General features: G+C 65.7%; 15 protein-coding genes. 6 read left to right on the top strand and 9 right to left on the bottom strand.

The window, feature by feature from the left end; all coding sequences use genetic code 11:
• Nucleotides 1-224 precede the first annotated feature (224 nt).
• The 3 genes from ACIHAX_RS27570 to ACIHAX_RS27560 are packed head-to-tail and all read right to left on the bottom strand — an operon-like array spanning nucleotide 225 to nucleotide 1,121.
• Nucleotides 225-617, bottom strand: a complete 393-nt coding sequence (locus ACIHAX_RS27570) for a DNA-binding protein (protein WP_379254830.1) — start codon at nucleotides 615-617, stop codon at nucleotides 225-227.
• Nucleotides 617-874, bottom strand: coding sequence for a hypothetical protein (locus ACIHAX_RS27565; RefSeq protein ID WP_397077186.1), 258 nt, complete (start codon nucleotides 872-874; stop codon nucleotides 617-619). Before ACIHAX_RS27565 ends, ACIHAX_RS27570 begins: the two co-directional genes overlap by 1 nt.
• 49 nt (nucleotides 875-923) lie before the next feature.
• Nucleotides 924-1,121 (bottom strand): hypothetical protein, encoded by a 198-nt coding sequence (locus ACIHAX_RS27560; RefSeq protein WP_379254827.1) that lies wholly within the window; start codon nucleotides 1,119-1,121, stop codon nucleotides 924-926.
• Nucleotides 1,122-1,182: 61 nt separating this feature from the next.
• Here ACIHAX_RS27560 and ACIHAX_RS27555 point away from each other — a divergent pair, with 61 nt between their 5' ends.
• From ACIHAX_RS27555 to ACIHAX_RS27540, 4 genes are read left to right on the top strand one after another with little or no spacing between them, the layout of a single operon-like run.
• Nucleotides 1,183-1,527, top strand: coding sequence for a type VII secretion target (locus ACIHAX_RS27555; RefSeq protein WP_397280361.1), 345 nt, complete (start codon nucleotides 1,183-1,185; stop codon nucleotides 1,525-1,527).
• Nucleotides 1,524-1,826 carry a WXG100 family type VII secretion target gene (locus ACIHAX_RS27550; RefSeq protein ID WP_379254824.1) on the top strand — a complete coding sequence of 101 codons (303 nt, stop codon included), beginning with the start codon at nucleotides 1,524-1,526 and terminating at the stop codon, nucleotides 1,824-1,826. The genes ACIHAX_RS27555 and ACIHAX_RS27550 overlap by 4 nt, the downstream gene beginning before the upstream one ends.
• A 3-nt stretch (nucleotides 1,827-1,829) precedes the next feature.
• Complete coding sequence (locus tag ACIHAX_RS27545) at nucleotides 1,830-3,152, top strand: hypothetical protein (RefSeq protein ID WP_397280359.1); 1,323 nt, start codon at nucleotides 1,830-1,832, stop codon at nucleotides 3,150-3,152.
• A 35-nt stretch (nucleotides 3,153-3,187) separates the two neighbouring features.
• A complete protein-coding gene (locus ACIHAX_RS27540; RefSeq protein ID WP_379254820.1) occupies nucleotides 3,188-3,640 on the top strand; it encodes a hypothetical protein in 453 nt (150 codons plus the stop codon).
• Nucleotides 3,641-4,609: 969 nt separating this feature from the next.
• Here the strand turns inward: ACIHAX_RS27540 and ACIHAX_RS27535 are convergent.
• Nucleotides 4,610-5,422, bottom strand: coding sequence for an SGNH/GDSL hydrolase family protein (locus ACIHAX_RS27535; protein ID WP_397280357.1), 813 nt, complete (start codon nucleotides 5,420-5,422; stop codon nucleotides 4,610-4,612).
• A 3-nt stretch (nucleotides 5,423-5,425) separates the two neighbouring features.
• Nucleotides 5,426-6,106 carry a hypothetical protein gene (locus tag ACIHAX_RS27530; RefSeq protein ID WP_397280355.1) on the bottom strand — a complete coding sequence of 227 codons (681 nt, stop codon included), beginning with the start codon at nucleotides 6,104-6,106 and terminating at the stop codon, nucleotides 5,426-5,428.
• A gap of 70 nt (nucleotides 6,107-6,176) precedes the next feature.
• Between ACIHAX_RS27530 and ACIHAX_RS27525 the strand changes: the two genes are divergently transcribed.
• Nucleotides 6,177-6,704: a MarR family winged helix-turn-helix transcriptional regulator gene (locus ACIHAX_RS27525; RefSeq protein ID WP_364438445.1), complete on the top strand. Its 528-nt coding sequence runs from the start codon at nucleotides 6,177-6,179 to the stop codon at nucleotides 6,702-6,704.
• A gap of 552 nt (nucleotides 6,705-7,256) precedes the next feature.
• On the opposite strand, the gene ACIHAX_RS27520 is transcribed toward ACIHAX_RS27525, so the two are convergent.
• The 3 genes from ACIHAX_RS27520 to ACIHAX_RS27510 all read right to left on the bottom strand — a co-directional run bounded on the left by ACIHAX_RS27520 (nucleotide 7,257) and on the right by ACIHAX_RS27510 (nucleotide 9,601).
• Nucleotides 7,257-8,162 carry an aromatic prenyltransferase gene (locus ACIHAX_RS27520; RefSeq protein ID WP_397280353.1) on the bottom strand — a complete coding sequence of 302 codons (906 nt, stop codon included), beginning with the start codon at nucleotides 8,160-8,162 and terminating at the stop codon, nucleotides 7,257-7,259.
• A 120-nt stretch (nucleotides 8,163-8,282) separates the two neighbouring features.
• A complete protein-coding gene (locus ACIHAX_RS27515; protein WP_397280351.1) occupies nucleotides 8,283-9,203 on the bottom strand; it encodes a hypothetical protein in 921 nt (306 codons plus the stop codon).
• On the bottom strand, nucleotides 9,203-9,601 hold the full coding sequence (locus ACIHAX_RS27510) for a hypothetical protein (protein WP_397280349.1): 399 nt from the start codon (nucleotides 9,599-9,601) through the stop codon (nucleotides 9,203-9,205). The genes ACIHAX_RS27515 and ACIHAX_RS27510 overlap by 1 nt, the downstream gene beginning before the upstream one ends.
• Before the next feature lie 135 nt (nucleotides 9,602-9,736).
• Between ACIHAX_RS27510 and ACIHAX_RS27505 the strand changes: the two genes are divergently transcribed.
• Nucleotides 9,737-13,900, top strand: coding sequence for a CHAT domain-containing protein (locus ACIHAX_RS27505; protein ID WP_397280347.1), 4,164 nt, complete (start codon nucleotides 9,737-9,739; stop codon nucleotides 13,898-13,900).
• 39 nt (nucleotides 13,901-13,939) lie between these two features.
• On the opposite strand, the gene ACIHAX_RS27500 is transcribed toward ACIHAX_RS27505, so the two are convergent.
• Nucleotides 13,940-15,718: an NERD domain-containing protein gene (locus ACIHAX_RS27500; RefSeq protein WP_397280344.1), complete on the bottom strand. Its 1,779-nt coding sequence runs from the start codon at nucleotides 15,716-15,718 to the stop codon at nucleotides 13,940-13,942.
• Between the last annotated feature and the right edge of the window lie 21 nt (nucleotides 15,719-15,739).

Here is a 15,739-nt window from a genome sequence, read left to right as displayed (position 1 = left end):
CCGTGCGGGGGGTCCGAACTGGGGCCCGGGGGGGGCGCGGGGGTCTTAAGGGGGGTGGGCTTCCCCCACTACTTTTGTTTTCGGCCCGGGCGGGCGGGGCGCCCCCCCCCCCCCGGCCCCCCCCCCGGCCCTGTTTCATATATGCGGGTGGTCGACGAACAAGGTTTCAGGGCAGCGGGACAGGCCGTCGGTTCTCCCGATCGCTGCTCACGGCTCGAACAAGCTCACACCTTGACGATCTCGATCTCCGGACCACACAGCAACGCCATGTCCTCGGGGTCCGACGTCACCACCGTCGCCAGCCCACGAACCGAGCGAGCCGACGCAGCCAGAACGGCGTCGATCGCGTACTTGTGTCCACCAAGGCCATGCTCGCGCAACAACGCAGCGGCCTGCGCGGCCAACTCTCCGGTCACCGTGTGAACGTCGATCTGTGACAGCGTCCATGCGATCCGGGCGGCACGCACTTTGCTGTAGTCGGCTTCCACAGTCGTCATAGCCGTAGTCGCGACTCGCACGCCGTCCTCTTTGGCCGCCTGTATCCACGCAAGCATGCGACGATCCTTCCGATACAGCATGGACAACCCCTCGCAATCGAGGAAAAGCACATCCGGCATCAGGCGGCCGATCCGCGCGAACCCCGACGTCGCCGCTCGAAACCCAATTCCGCCCTCGCCTGATCGATCTCCGCACGAGTCAACGGCTCGTCGTCCTTCTCGAAATCGGCAACCAGCTCCCCCAGCTTGTCCATCGCTACACGCTGCTCCAACGCCTCGGCAACATAGGCGGAGAAGCCGCCGGGGCCAACATAGGCTCGAGCCTGCTCGGCGAGATCCTCTGGGAGGCTGATCGAGTATTTCTTACTACCACCCATACTCCCGATGCTACCAAGGGTAGCAATCGCGGTGCCATGCAGGCCGCCTTCAAATGCGTGCCGCAGCGCAGCTCGGCATCGTCTCGATAATGTCGGCGCACTCGTCACCCAGCTCGATCGCGTCGCCCAGAGGTCGCCACTTTCTCGCCGTGCTCTTCGCGATGCCGGCACGGGCGGCGAATCGACGCTGGGTGAGTCCCAACGCGTCCGCAAAGCTGTGGCCCACCAGGATGATCGGCGTCGACACCCTCCGATAGGCACAATGGGTCCCTCGACAGGTCGGGCGGACATTCAGTACGCTGCCGGTCATGAGCAACGGGGGGACGCCGTCGACCGATAATCTCTCGGTGGTTCCGGAGAAGGTTCGTGAGGTCGGCGAGCAGGTCTATGAGCTATCGATGGCATTGCGGACGGCACTCGACTCTGCGGCCAAGGATGTCGAATCACTGGTCAATGGAACGTGGAGGGGCAATCTGGCGAGCCAGTTCGCTGACGGCTGGACCGATATCCGTGACGGCGGCGCCCAGATCATCACCGCTCTGTCCGGGATGGCCGAAAAGCTCGGTGTCACAGCCTCGACCTATGAAGACCTCGACGGGAGCAACGCCGCCGTACTGTACAACGCGAGCAGCTCGAGTTTGGACCTGCCATGAGTTCCGAGGAGTTCCAGGTCGACTTGGACCACCTCGATGAGGTCGTGATCCGCCTGTCCGCACTCGCGAGCGTTATCGCCGAGCACCTCGACACGATTGACGACAAGGTTGCCGCGCTGGCGGGTACCGGCTGGGAAGGTGTTGCCGCTCAGGCCTATTCCGACGCCCACCTCGAGTGGTCGGTCGGCGCGCGGGAATTCGCCGAAGGTGTCCGCGATATCAGCGAAGCAGCCCGCAAAGCGCATACCGGCTACACCAGCGCGATCGAAGAAAACCTGAAGATGCTCCGGGGGGCATGATCAGTGCGCGTCAATTGGCAGACGTACTTCGATGCCGGCAAACAATGCCATGACCTCGCCGCCGAACTGCGTCGCACCGACAAACCGCTACACGACGCCGTCAAGGGTGAATGTGCAGGCATGGCCGGGGACGCCCCCGGATGCAAGCAATGGGGCGAAGCGTACGACCAGTACGCACGCGACACCATGCAAACGTGTACACACCTGGCCGACGCCCTTACCAACTTCGGCAACGTCCTATACGCCAATGGTTACAAATACGCGATCGCAGACAACGCCAAACCCCAGCGACCGACTCTCCACCAGGTCTCCGAGTACCAGGTAACCATCCCGACCTCCGTCCACAACAACGGCGACGGCGTCAAACACAACGGTGGCGTAGAGGAGTTCTTCAACGAACTCACTGCGAAAATCGTCAGTACCTTCGGGAAACTTCCCAACGGTGACGTCGACAAACTCTCCAAGGCCGCCGACACGTGGAAAACCTTCGCCAACCACGCGACCATCACTGGAGCTGCGGCTAAGATCAGCGGGATCTCCGCGTTGTTCGACGATATGGATGCGGCAGAGAATCGCGCCAAGATCCAGGAATACTTCGGGACACTGAAGTCCAGCGCCGATCTTCTGGCCACCGCGTCCCTCAATGTCGCCGCCCCTGTTGCGGACTATCACAGCTCGACAGTCGAAGTCGGCGAAGGCATCAAGACGGCAATGACCACCTTCGCCTGGGCCGTCGGACTGCTGGTCACCGGCGCCATCGTAGGAGCGATCTTCAGCTTCGGCGGCAGTCTCGCGGTCGCCGGCGGCGGTGTCGCGCTCGCTGTTGAGGACACGATCGCCACCATTCGCGGCCTCTACACGACAAAGCGGCTATTCCAAATCCTCAAGATCACCCTGGCTGCGAGCGTCGCCGTCGGCGTTATCGAAGCCTTCGGCCAGGTCCCCGACCTCACCGCCACACTCACCAAACTGGCCGCCATCATCGCCATGAACGCACTCATCGACGACAACGGCCCTACAGCGACGCCAGCCCTGGGCGGGGACGATCCGATTACACAAGAGATCGCGAAGAAGATCGCCGAACACGCGAATGGACGTGCCGCACAGGGAGATGGCTCACACTACGTATCCGGCGTAGGCGCCGCGGAACTTCCCGAGTACGTTCGCAAGGTACTCGACGGCGAGGTACCGACGGAGGTAAAGCATCTACCCAGGGGCCGAACGGCATATTGGGATCCGGAGAAAGGTGCTGTAGTCATCGAGGACGGAGATGGAGGAACCGTGTTCACGCCAAAGGACGGACGCGAGTACTTCGACGGCCTGTAGCGATGACTTGGATTGACAGGAAGGACCCGGAGAAGATGCCAGAACCGAACCTCGGACGCTATCGAGAGCATCTAGTCAGCGCAGAAAATTTCCAGGTCATTCGACAGCTGACGTTCGAGCTGGCTAATGTACCCAGAGAACCGATGGTCAAGTTGGGATGGAATCCGAAGAACGGCGATTATCTGAAACAACTCGCGCGATCTGTGCCGTCGCAGATCACAGCTCCTACTCGGGTGAAATTGGTTGTCCTCGATGAGGAAATCAACGATCCGACCTTGCCGGGCCGCTTATATGCAGCCGAGGAAGAACCCGAACCACCGAGCGATATCGTGAGATACTTACCCAAGTCGATCGCGGCCGTGTATCCGAATCTGTTGAGAGCAGCTTTTGAAGCCCTGGGAGAGCTTGAAACACGTTATCGAACAGGATTCTACGAAGACGAAGTAATAGAGGCCCTGAATGCAATCGATGGCGTCAGCGAAAATTGAATGGATTAAATAGCCGAGAGCAACGGCAGACTCGCCGGAGCAGGACCGGCGACGCTACATGAGCGTCTGCTCGCCAAATACGATGCCACACCCGATCCGGGCGGCACGGTCATGCGCCCTGCCGATCCGGACAGCGCACTCGGCAAAGCTCCGGCAGCGTCCTTCTCGTCGCTGTGCCGGTGTTGGGAGTGGTCGGATTTCTGGCATATGTGGGCGGCGGCCCTTTCGAGCCGCCACCTGAGTGATGACAAGGCGCTGTCCGCGCAGTTGAACAACTTGTGACGGAAGGGCGGCTCCGCGCCGCTGCTCGACCTTGCCGGCGGAAGCTGGGACCGCGTCTATGTCTATCAACAGGAATACTTCGGCCGGGAGCAGGTGACTGCCCCGAGTCGAAATCACATCGACAGCGAGAACATATACGCAAGATTGCGATTCGACTGTTCGCTAAGGTTGCGTGTTCGGGATCCAATTGTGGGGTCAGAACCACTGTGCGGTCGGTGATCTCCGCGTCGATCGGGAAGACGAAATCGTCTACACGAGCGGCGAGTTCGGCTGCGGCGAGCACACGGCCGTCGTCGGCCGCGATCCGGAGGACGCCGTCATCGACGATCAGCGATCCCGCGTCGATCTCGATGATGGCCGAGGTAGACGTAGCGTGGGCGTTGAAACCTACTGAGCGCGAATCGGATTCCGCGCCTGCGGGTCCCGCAGCGAGGATGGCAGACGACGCGAGCGCCAACACTGCCCCGGCGACGATCCCGCCATCGCGACGACGCGCGATCGCCGACACAACGGTTTCCACGACCACAGCACGACGACGACCTGCGCGGGTCCTCGCGACTCCGCCATCGCGGCGGCGAGCGACTGCCGCGGCCACGGATTTCTCGATTGCGCCATCACCGCGACTCCGGAACGACGAAACCGCGTCCTGCACGATCCCACCGCGATCCACGGACCCCGCCGCACCCCTCACAATTCCGCCAACGCGGCGACGAACGAGGCGGCTACGGCCTGCTGACCGGCCAACGTGGCGTGGACGCCGTCATCGAGCAGCAGCGGGTCCTCGCCGTTTGGCAGCGTGTCGTTCTCCACGTCGACGGTCAGGTCGGCCAGGTCGTGCAGCACGGTCGAGGTGTCGGCGATGTCGGCTCGGGTCCAGGCGATGCCGATTCGCTGGAAAGGCTCGAACGCGGCGATGCGGGCTTCGTCGACCGTGGTCGGGGTGAGCCAGATCCACTGCGCCGGTTCGGGGGCGCGGGATCGGAGTATGCGCAAGTTGCGTTCGGTCTCGGCCAGGCCGACCAGACGCTGACCGCCGGGGCCGCCGATGCGCTGGGCGTCGTTGGCGCCGAGCTGGCAGAACACCCAGTCGGGGCGCTGGAAACCCAGAGCGGGAGCGAGCGTCAGCGTCTGCGTTGTGGTCGCCCCCGAGACGGCGAGATTGGTGAGCCGAATGGCATCGTCGGGTCTGCGCAGGTCGAGCAGATAGCACAGGATTTCGAACCACGACAGCCGGTCGGCGGTCGAACTTTCGCCCAAGGCGACCACGTGCTGTCCGGGTCGAAGCGGCAGCCGATCCACCGCGGCGGCCATCGCGGCGTCGTCCAGGAGGGCAGCGGCCGCCCAGCGCGCCTGCTCATCGAAATCGGCACAGAGCTTTTCGTATTCGACGGGGGTGAGGCCGAACAGCGGTGCGACGCGGTCGGCGCCGAGGCCGGGGAGGTAGGGCAGCGAGCGTTCGGGACGCTGGAATCGGACGAGCTTCTCAATGTGCGGATTCATCGGTCATTCCGTTTCTGCGGCAGATGATTTCGAGACGAGGAAGCCAGCGGCGATCAACCACGCCATGCCGGTGAAACGGGCCAGCGGCAGCAGGACGGCGGCCTCCGTGCGCATCAGCGTTGCCGTGGTAGCCAGTCCGGCGACGGCGATGACGAGGCCGAGCCTGGCCAGCCAGGTACGGAAGGCAGCTACCGGCAACGCGATGCCCGCGATGAGCAACCCGGTCGAGACGACATTGCCTGGGCCGCCCGCGAGGAAGGCCAGCGTGTGCAAAGCGCGCACCAAGTGCGGAGATTCGACGACTTCGGGCACCGTCAGCACCCAGGTCACCACCGCCGACAGCATCAGGAATCCGGTGGCGAGCGCGCCTCCGGTGAGGGCGAGCGCGCCCCGCGTCCGCAGCCGCGCGGTGATGGCGGCGACGAACAGCGCACCGGGGATCGCGGCGGCGAACTGCAACGTCGCTCCCAGCCGGACCGCGTCGCGGTGGTCGGTGAAGTAGAACAGCGCGTCGTCCGGCGCGGCGAACGGGGAAGGAAACACTTCGCCACCGGCCGCGACGGTGCTCGCGGCCAACCCGGCGACGAACAGCGCCGCCGAGGCGGTGGCGAAGACCCCCGGCGACGGTTCCAGCCCGGGTATATCCGGCCGCGGTGGAGTGGAAGCGATTGCGGGAGCGCTCATTACACGAGTCCGTTCTTTTAGGTGAATCATTCACTGCGGTGAACGATTGAGGCGTGTGTACGATAACCCGGTGACAGCAGGAGAGCAAGCGGGTGACAACCCGATTCCGCGACAGGCCCTTACCCGGCAGGTCTCGTTCCTGCTCGCCCAGCTCGGCGCACACGCCACCCAGCGGTTCACCGACCGCATCGCCCCGCTCGGCCTGACTCCCCCCGATATCGGCGTGCTGCGCATGATCGCCATGTCCCCCGGTCGCAGCCAGCGCGCTCTGGCGGAGGAACTCGGCGTGGTTCCCAGCCGCGTCGTCGCCCTACTCGACAACCTCGACCGCAAAGGCCTCGTCGAACGCCGCCGCAGCGCCACCGACCGCCGCAACCACGAACTGCACCCGACCCCGGCGGCCTACCAGCTGATGGGCGAACTTTGGCCGGTACTCCAGACCCACGAAGCCGACCTCACCGCGGCGTTGTCCCCCGCCGAACGCGATCAATTGGCGTCACTGCTGGCGCGGATCGCCGATCAACAAGGTCTGGACGTGGGCGTCCACCCGGGATACCAGCGCGCGAACTCGCCCACCACCGATCAGACGAAGGGATAGATCGCGACCCGACACCAGGCCGCTTCCAGGTGGAGCAGTTCAGCCCACGGCTTCACGCGGGTGGCAGTACCTGGTGAGATCACTGCCCCGTCGCCCCCATACGTGGCCGTGTAGGCCCACAGCGCCGACGCCGTACAACATGCGGGTGAAGGTTGTTGCCGGTTGAATAGCGTTCCCCACGTCACAGACGGTCCTGGCGTGAACTCCGTAATCGTCACCACGCAGATGCTGACGCGGCGTCCACTGCCGATATCGCCGTTGCGCCCACCTGCGCGAGTAGAGTCGCCGACCTGACGACGGCTCTCGGCAGTCCGCTTGAACGGCTCGGCCGGGCACGCCACCGGGCGGTCCGGTAGGACGGCCGTGGAAGCAGTGGCCGTCAGAGGCAAGCGTAAACCGCGCCTGTTCACCCGAAACCGCTCGCTCACCGTCTGCATCAGGGCGGCGCGGTTCGAGGCGGCCGCCCAACTCTCCGCTCGACACCACTATCGAAAGGCTGTGTCAGCAGGAGTGGTATTGCTTCAGCTGGCACAGAACGCCCGATCGACAGTTCTATGAATCGGACGTCTTCATCCTGTCCAATATCCTGGGCTGCCATTGGTAGAACCAACTGAACTTGTAGGACTCCCCATCGGGCGACGAGGTAGCGGCATAGGTGAATCGACGGTCGGTCGTGCTGATCGGGACTTTGTCGACGAGTTGCCCGAAGCGCGGTTCGATTCGAACCGGGAGCGTTGTCGGGTCCGGTGTTATCACCGGAAAACAGAGGCGCTCGATTCGGCGCGATTCCCAGCTGATGGTGGCGTAGATATCGAATGCTTTCTCGGTGAGTGAGAGAAAGTCATCGCTCGGGTCCGGGAGTCCGGCATCCCGGTGCAGCGACACGATGGCGCGGGGTTCGAAGTAGTCGGCCGACAGGCCGGGGAAGTACACGTTCATCGTCTTGTCGTGGTAGTCGATACCGAGCAAGCCGACTTTGTCCTCCAAGCCGTGACGTGCGAACATGCCGACGTGGTCGGCGAGACTGGGCGGCATGGACGGTAGTTCGGCGAGCTCCGATACTTTCCGCATGCCATCGGCGGGAAAGAACGGCCAGATTTTCTTGAAGCCGCCGACTACACCGATGTCGATCCCGTAGCTGTGGATCGGGCACCGTTCCCGGACCTCGTCCAGCAGAGCGCCGACCGGATGATCGGTCTCGGAAATGAGTTCGTTGGAAAGGGCGATGTCATAGGGGTCGATGTCGCTCGGCAGCGTCAAGAAGCGGTAGTCGAGGTCTCCTGAGCGGCGGGCGTCGGTGACCACTCGGAGGGAGATCACGGAACGCGTGAGCATCGCGCCGTACGCGGTCAGAGTGGGCCGGACAGCTTCTCGAGTGCAGGGCACGTTCCATAGCCGCGCGGATTCCTCGATGGCCGCGTAGAGATCTTCCAGCTCGGATTCGGTAGTGGTGAACACGCGTCCTTCCAGAGATCGGTGCTACGAGCAACATCACGGTTGCGCCAATTCCATTCAACCAGAATGCAACTCAGCGCCGGATGCCACGTGTGGGAATGCAGGCACCGCATCCATCCATGGTCACGCGGTCGACGAACGGAGGTGGCGGGTGAGGGCATGACCCAGATGCGGGCCGAGGGGACCGGTGTGGTCGATGCCGAGCTGGGTGGCGAGGGTGGTGGTGTGCAGGCGTGTGGCGTTTTCCAGCAGAGTGGCGTAGGCATCGGTGGTAGCGCGGATTCGGTGATGAGCGGTCGCGGCGATGACGACGGCGAGAGGTGCGGCGGGCCACCACCAGACGGTCAGAACGAGGTAGAGAACGGACCAGGCCGCAAGCGTGGTCGCTCGCGAGAGAGCGGTGCGGGCGGTGGTGATCTGCTCGCGCACGGGGTCCGGCAGGACCAGCCACAGCGACGGCCATACGGTCGCCAGGTCGAGATGGTGATCGCGATCGAGTCGAATCGCCGTTGCTTGGATTCGGTCGCCGCTCCAGGTCGGGCGCTCGGGCCGCTCGACCGAAATCCTTGCTCGCGCGCGTGCCGCACGGTGCCTGAGCGCCGGGTCGGGCCGGGACGCCGGATCGGGAGTCAAGGCATTCTGGTATTCACGGAGGTAGTCGGCGTTGGCGCTGTCCCACCGACGCTGACGGCGGGCGAGCGACCACCGAGCGGCGAACCGGACGGGAATCGGCCAAGCCTGCCATTCCGCCGCCAGCACAGCCCGCTCCACAAACGTTCCGATCGATTGTGCGACGAAACCGACCGCCGCGGCGGCTGCGAGAATCGCGGCCAAGACGACGACCTGCCCGCCCGTGCTGGTCACCCCGGGATTTCTGGCGTAGTCGGTGATATGTCGGGTGAGCAGGCCGATGTCCAACGCATGCGCGTGGCCGAGAGTGAGCGCGGTGGCGGTGACCGCCAGATAGAACGCGCCGGGCAACACGAGAAGCGAAAACCATTTCTCGGCCATCTTTTTGGCGAGTTCAGTCCACAACCCGTTCATCAGGAGAGCCGTTCGCGCCGTAATTCCCGTCCGCTGACGGCGCATCGGGGCGGCTCGGCATCGACATCGTCGCGGCCGTCGCAGCGTTCGAGCGGGCAGCGGTAGACGACTTCGATGCTGTGCACGCCGACCGGCACCAGACCGCGGTGGTGTCCATACAGACCGCGCGCATCGCCGGCCGCCCGCAGAGCGGTGTGCACCGCGTCCAGCGCGGCGGCGATGCCCGCACCGTCCCCCGATCGGACCGAGCTGAGCAGCTTGTGCAGCGGGGTCGAAGTGTCCGTCCCGTCATCCCCGAGAGTGCCGCGGATCTCCTGCAGATGACCGCACAGATACGCCAGCCCGGCGGTGACCCGAGTTGCATCTTGCGACGGCGGCAACCGAACCCCCAGGTGCACAGGTGAATACGATGGACACTGCCGCCGAGGCCACGATCCGGCGAGCGTGTCGTGTGATCATATCGCCGTAAACCGTTGTGCCACGGGTGGCCGTGTGATCAGCGTGGCTCGATAGGGCAGGGGGATGGATGCGGTATGACGATCAACGCCACCATCATCACGGCCGAAATCAAACTGTGGCAACGCAAGCTGACCACCCTTCCGAACGGCCACCCCACGCGGGTGCTGTGCCTGTTCCGCCTCGGTGACGCGTTTTATCGCCGGTTCAAGCAGACAGGGGCCATCGCCGACCTGGACGAAGCCATCGTCTCCCTCCGGAAAGCCGTGGAGGCCACTCCCGCCGGTCACCCGAACCTCGCCGTCATACTGACCGAACTCGGCGGCGGACTCTGGATCCGTTTCCAGCGGACCGGGATGCCGCCCGACTTGGACGAGGCGATCCGGACAGCTCGACGCGCGGTGGACGCCACGCCACCCGATCGCCCCGTGGACGGCCTGCTGGGTTTCATCGCTGCAGCCCTGAAGATCCGGTTCGAGCGGACGGGCGCGATGGCCGATCTGGACGAGATGGCCCGGACAATGCGGCTGACGATCGCGGCCACGCCCACCGATCACCCCGAGCGGGCCCAAAGGATCAGCGCGCTGAGTCGCGCCCTGCGGCATCAGTTCACGTTGACGATGGCGCTGCCCGATCTGGACGAGGCGATCCAACTCGGCCGACAGGCGGTGGCCGCGGCCCCGTACCACCCCGAGCGTTCCAGCATTCTGTCCGATCTCGGGATCTCCTTACGGTTAAGGGCCGAGCGAACGGGCGGGCAGGCCGACCTGGAGGAAGCGATCCGAGTAGGTCGGCAGGCGATAGCAGAAACATCCCCCGACCACCCCAAGCGTGCCGACCACATGACCAGCCTCTGCCGGGCTCTGGTGCACCGGTTCGCACGCGCGGGTCTACCGGACGATCTAGATGAGGCGATCGAAATCGGTCGACGAGCGGTAATGGTCACAGCCCCAGAGCATCCCGACCGTGCCGAAAGTATGTCCATCCTCGGATCAGCGCTACGGCTCCGGTCCGAGCGAACAGGCTCGACAGCCGATCTGGACGAGGCCGTCGCCACCCTGCGGAAGGCCGTGAATGTGGACCTCGTCGACCGAACAGTCCGCCCGGTGTCGCTGTCCGATCTCGGTATCGCCCTTTTGAACCGTTTCGAAAGGACCGGGGCCCAGGCCGACCTGGACGAGGCGATTCAGGTCGGCCGACAGGCGGTGGAAACCGGCTTCGGCCGCTTCGACTTCGGCAACATCCTGTCCGGTCAGGGGGTCGCGGTACTGCGGCGGTTCGAGCGAAACGGCGAAATGAGCGATCTGAACGAGGCCGTCATCACCTTCCGGAAAGCCGTGGACGTCACGTCTCCCGATCATCCCGATCTGGCGAGCATACTGACCAATTCCGCCGTCACCCTGCTGAAGCGGTTCGAGCGGACCGGCGAGCTGCCCGATCTGGACGAGGCGATCGAACTCGGCCGACAGGCGGTGACAGCCCTGCCCACCGGCCACCCTGACCTGGCCAAAACACTGTCCAATCTCGTTACCTGCCTGGCGAGCCGGTTTCACCGGACAGGCGAAATGGCCGACTTGGACGAAGCGATCCGGATCGGACGGGAGTCGGTCGTTGCCACACCCACCGGCCATCCCGGCTCGGCCGCCACCGGGTCCAATCTCGCGATCTGCCTGGTGAGCCGATTTCACCGTACGGGGCAGACGCCGGACCTCGACGAGGCGATCGCCACCCTCCGGAATGCCGCGGACGTTCTTGCCCCCGACCATCCCGATCTTGTCACGCTGCTGTCCAATCTCGGTGTCGCATTGTGGAAGCGGTTCGATCGAACCGGAGCCCCGGTCGACCTGGACGAGGCGATATACGCGAACCGACGAGCGGTGGCGGCCATACCGGACGACCACCCCCTCCGAGCCCGCCATCTGTCCAATCTAGCCATCCCTTTGCGGATTCGATTCCAGCGAACCGGCGCGATGGCCGATCTGGACGAAGCGATCCGAATGGGTCGGCAATCGGTCGCGGCCACACCCGAAGACCATCCTGACCTTCCCATCATGTCGACCGAACTCGCGGCCTTCCTGCTCAGCCGGTTCGAGCGGACGGGCATGATCGCCGACGCGGACGAAGCCATAGCCACGCTCCGGAAAGCCGTGGACATCACCCCGGTCGACCACCCCGCACGCGCCGGGATACTGGCCGACCTCGGAGTAGTGCTTTGGAAGCGCTCCGAGCGTACGGAAACGGCGGATGACTTGGGCGAGGCGATCCGGATGGGCCGGCTGGCAGTCGCGGCCACGCCGACCGACCACCCCGAACGCGCCAACCGACTGTCGAACCTCGCCGTGCCCCTGACGATTCGGTATGAATCGACGGGCACGACACACGATCTGGACGACGCGATCCGTCTCGCCCGGCAGGCGGTCGCGGCCATCCCGACCGGGCACCCTGGCCACGCCGTCATGCAGGTCAACCTCGCCGAAGCTTTGCGGGCCCGATACTCGCGGACAGGCACGGCGTCTGATCGGGAGGAGGCGACGACCGCCTTGCAGGAGGCTGCGGAACTGGCCACAGCGGCTCCGTCCCTGCGCATCCGGGCTGCTCGCGGCGCCGCCGAGCTCACCGCGACGGCGCAGCCGGGCCGGGCGGCGGAACTGCTGCGGCGGGCGGTCCGCTTGTTGCCCGAAGTCGCGCCACGTGAGTTGGCGCGGTCGGATCAACAACATGCTCTGGGCGAGTACGCCGGAATCGCCTCCGACGCGGCGGCACTGGCGCTGGACGATCCGTCCACACCGCCGGACCAGCGGCCCGTCCTGGCATTGCAGCTGCTGGAGGCGGGGCGGGCGGTGCTGTTGAGCCAAGCGTTGCAAGTGCGCGGCGACATAGCCGACCTCGCACACCAGCATCCAGATCTGGCCGCCGATTTCGTCCGGCTTCGGAAACTTCTCGACCGAACTCCCCATGCCGCCGCCGCGTCGGACGCGGCAGCCGACCCCATAGCGGACCGGGCGCGCTCGGCGCGGGAGTTGAACGACGTGCTGGCGCGGATCCGGGCGCAGCGCGGATTCGAGTACTTCGCCCTGCCGCCGTCGGCGGCGGAACTCATCGCTCAGGCCGGCCGAGGCCCGGTGGTGGTGTTCAACATCAGCGGTCACCGCAGCGACGCGCTGCTGCTCACCGCCGGCGCAGCGACCTGTCTGCCGCTGCCCGGCCTGCCGCTCGAGACCGTGATCGACCAGGTTCTCGCCTTCCACGAAGCCTTGCAGGCCGCTGGTCACGGCGGTACCGGGCCGGAGCGGCAAACCGCCCAACGACAGCTCAGCCGGATCCTGGAATGGCTGTGGGACAACGCCGCAGGCCCGGTTCTGGACGCCTTGGGCTACCGCGATCGGTTCCCTGTGGACCGGACCGGCCCGCGGGTGTGGTGGATACCCGGGGGTCTGCTGGGTCTACTGCCCATCCACGCCGCGGGCTATCACACCGCACCACCTGATCCCGCGGGCCGGGCGGTGCTGGACCGGGTTGTCTCCTCCTACACCCCCACCATCGCCGCCCTCCGCCATGCGCGGCGGCGCTCACCGAGCACCGAGCCGTCCGCACGCAGGCCCGCACTCATCGTCGCGATGCCGACCACCCCCGGCGTAGCGGGGCGCCTGCACCACGTGCCCGGGGAAGTCCGCACGGTCGCCGCCCACCTGTCGTCGTCGATCACGCTCACCGAGCCGGACTCCGGCATCCAGGTCGATCTCGCTGGAGCGGACTCCGCCACAACCCTTCCGACCAAGGCCAATGTCTTGAATCGCCTGGCCGACTGCGCCATCGCGCACTTCGCCTGCCACGGCACCACCGATCCGGCCGACCCATCCCGCAGCCACCTGCTGCTGCACGACCACGACGCGGACCCGCTCACCGTCGCCGAACTCGCCCCGGTCCACCTCGACCACGCGCGTCTGGCCTACCTTTCGGCCTGCGAAACCGCCCTCACCACCAACACCCGGCTCCTCGACGAAGCCATTCACCTCACCTCGGCGTTCCAACTCGCCGGATACCCACACGTCATCGGCACACTGTGGCCCATCGACGACGAAATCGCCGTGCAGGTGGCCGACGCCTTCTACGCCGCTCTGGTCACCGACCCGAACGTGACCGATGCCGCATACGCGCTGCATCGCGCCATCCAGGCTGTGCGCGACGCGCTTCCCGCCACCCCCTCGCTCTGGGCCGCCTACCTTCACGCCGGGGCATGAGAGCCGACCTCGATCGGCCCCGCATGCCCGCCTGCGTCGTCAGCACTTCGGCGTGAGCGGAGTGCACAGAGGCAGCAGGTTCATGCGGGCCGGGGTCTCCGTGACGGGCGGCGGTGGGGGAACCGCCTCGGTCGTGAGCACAGGCGCTTGGGTGGGTTGCACAGCGCCGCCGGTGGGGGTCGAGCAGGAGGCGGCCAGTATCCATATCGTGCCGATGACCAGCACGATCAGCGCCACCGCGGCGATCTGTTGCGAGCGGTGGCCGCGTGACTTCGATTTCTCGGAGGTGCGACCGGGGATCCGCGCGGACAGGGCGGTTATCTGCTCGCGAACCGGGACCCGTGGACGGCGCTCGAGCACAGCCGTCGGCGTGGGTCGGCGCAGCGGCTCGGGCGCGGGGGTGGGCGTTGACCACGATGCGGGCCGGCTCGGCGGAGGCGCCTGCACCGGACGTGGGCTCCGAGGCCGGTCGGCGGCGGGCTCGATCCACGACGACCAGTTGTCCGTGAAGGACGACGGTGCGGGCTTCGCCGCGAGTCGGCCTTCGAACCGAGGCGGCTCCGCGTGCTCGGCATCAGTTGTCGGGTCCGACGCCGCGGGATGTGATTCGGGCTCCGGCGCGAGGTATTCCGGCGCGAAGGGATCCGCCTGGGCGGGTTGCGCCTGCGCAGCTACGGCGACAAGTGCCTGCGGGGAATGCGACTCTGGCGCGGACACCTTCTGGCTGCCGCCTGGCACATCCGTGTACTCGAGTGACTGTCCAGCCGTCGACGACGCCCCTTGGGCTCGCTGTGCGCTTTCGGCACTGGGCCGCGTCGACGGCTCGAACTCCGAGCCCTCGTGCTCGTCGACAACCTGCGCGGCCACGGTTCCCGAGGCGTCGGTCTGCTCCAGCGCAGGCATCGCGGACTGCGACGCGGGCGACTGATCTACCTGCGGGACCTGCTGATAACCCTCATCTGCCTCGTCACCGTTTTCGACGGTTCGCGTCGAACCGGATTCGCTGAGTCGCGCAGCATCCGGATCGAGGTCGTGCGGCTCGGGCACGGCGTCGACCGGTGGCGCGTCCGAACCAGCCGACACGTCGTCGGTGTCCGAATCCTCGCTGGACGTCCTACCCTCGAGCTCGGGAGCCTTCCGCGTCACGCTCTCCAACGCCGCCAGCGTCCCGGCCCGTAACTTCCGCTCCGCCGGAAAACCATCCGCCACCAGGTCGTCGATGGTGATCTGGTCGCCCAGGTTCAAGTCCGTCAGGAGGGCGTGGGTGCGTTCGGCGGTCCAGATGAGCTTGCGGCTCGCGGTGCGGTGGAACCACGCGCGCAGGTCGGCCTGCCCGGCTCCGAGCACCACCGCGCATCCGCGCCTGCGCGACTCGATGTTGAGCGTGAGGTTCGAATCCTTGGGCGGCACCACGACGATCAGTCCGTCGACGAAGGCCTCGGCATTGTGCTTGCGCACCAGCGTCTTCAAGTTGAAGACGTTGTTCGTCACCTGGTCGAACGGGCTGCTGTCGTGGTCGCGCACGTGGATCGGGTCGCCCGCGTAGCCGGACAGCCGCCAGCGTCCGTTGGCCTGCACCGACAGGACACCGCTCGTCGCCTCCGGGACGGTGCCCTTGACCTCGACGACGACCGCCGCCCTGGGTGTGATCACCACCAGATCGGCTTCTTGCGTTTCGTCCTTGCGCTCGCGGTCGGGTAGGTAACACCCCGAGATCGCGAGTCCCACAATGACGTACTGGCCGGTCCAGCTCCGCATCCAGTCGAGCACGCGCTGTTCGGATCGCGGCGCCGTCGTTCGTTCATTGATGACCAACATCGGCGGCCTCCATCGCCGTCC

Source organism: Nocardia sp. NPDC051929, from assembly GCF_044548645.1.
Taxonomy (GTDB): Bacteria; Actinomycetota; Actinomycetes; order Mycobacteriales; family Mycobacteriaceae; genus Nocardia; species Nocardia sichangensis.
The sequence above is the reverse complement of the archived record's forward strand: the minus strand, read 5'-3'. Positions and strand labels throughout refer to the sequence as shown.

What these genes read in the sequence shown, in the direction of transcription:
- ACIHAX_RS27570 (WP_379254830.1), bottom strand. Translation starts at nt 617, where the DNA reads ATGCCGGATGTGCTTTTCCTCGATTGCGAGGGGTTGTCCATGCTGTAT.
- ACIHAX_RS27565 (WP_397077186.1), bottom strand. Translation starts at nt 874, where the DNA reads ATGGGTGGTAGTAAGAAATACTCGATCAGCCTCCCAGAGGATCTCGCC.
- ACIHAX_RS27555 (WP_397280361.1), top strand. Translation starts at nt 1,183, where the DNA reads ATGAGCAACGGGGGGACGCCGTCGACCGATAATCTCTCGGTGGTTCCG.
- ACIHAX_RS27550 (WP_379254824.1), top strand. Translation starts at nt 1,524, where the DNA reads ATGAGTTCCGAGGAGTTCCAGGTCGACTTGGACCACCTCGATGAGGTC.
- ACIHAX_RS27540 (WP_379254820.1), top strand. Translation starts at nt 3,188, where the DNA reads ATGCCAGAACCGAACCTCGGACGCTATCGAGAGCATCTAGTCAGCGCA.
- ACIHAX_RS27535 (WP_397280357.1), bottom strand. Translation starts at nt 5,422, where the DNA reads ATGAATCCGCACATTGAGAAGCTCGTCCGATTCCAGCGTCCCGAACGC.
- ACIHAX_RS27530 (WP_397280355.1), bottom strand. Translation starts at nt 6,106, where the DNA reads ATGAGCGCTCCCGCAATCGCTTCCACTCCACCGCGGCCGGATATACCC.
- ACIHAX_RS27515 (WP_397280351.1), bottom strand. Translation starts at nt 9,203, where the DNA reads ATGAACGGGTTGTGGACTGAACTCGCCAAAAAGATGGCCGAGAAATGG.
- ACIHAX_RS27505 (WP_397280347.1), top strand. Translation starts at nt 9,737, where the DNA reads ATGACGATCAACGCCACCATCATCACGGCCGAAATCAAACTGTGGCAA.
- ACIHAX_RS27500 (WP_397280344.1), bottom strand. Translation starts at nt 15,718, where the DNA reads ATGTTGGTCATCAATGAACGAACGACGGCGCCGCGATCCGAACAGCGC.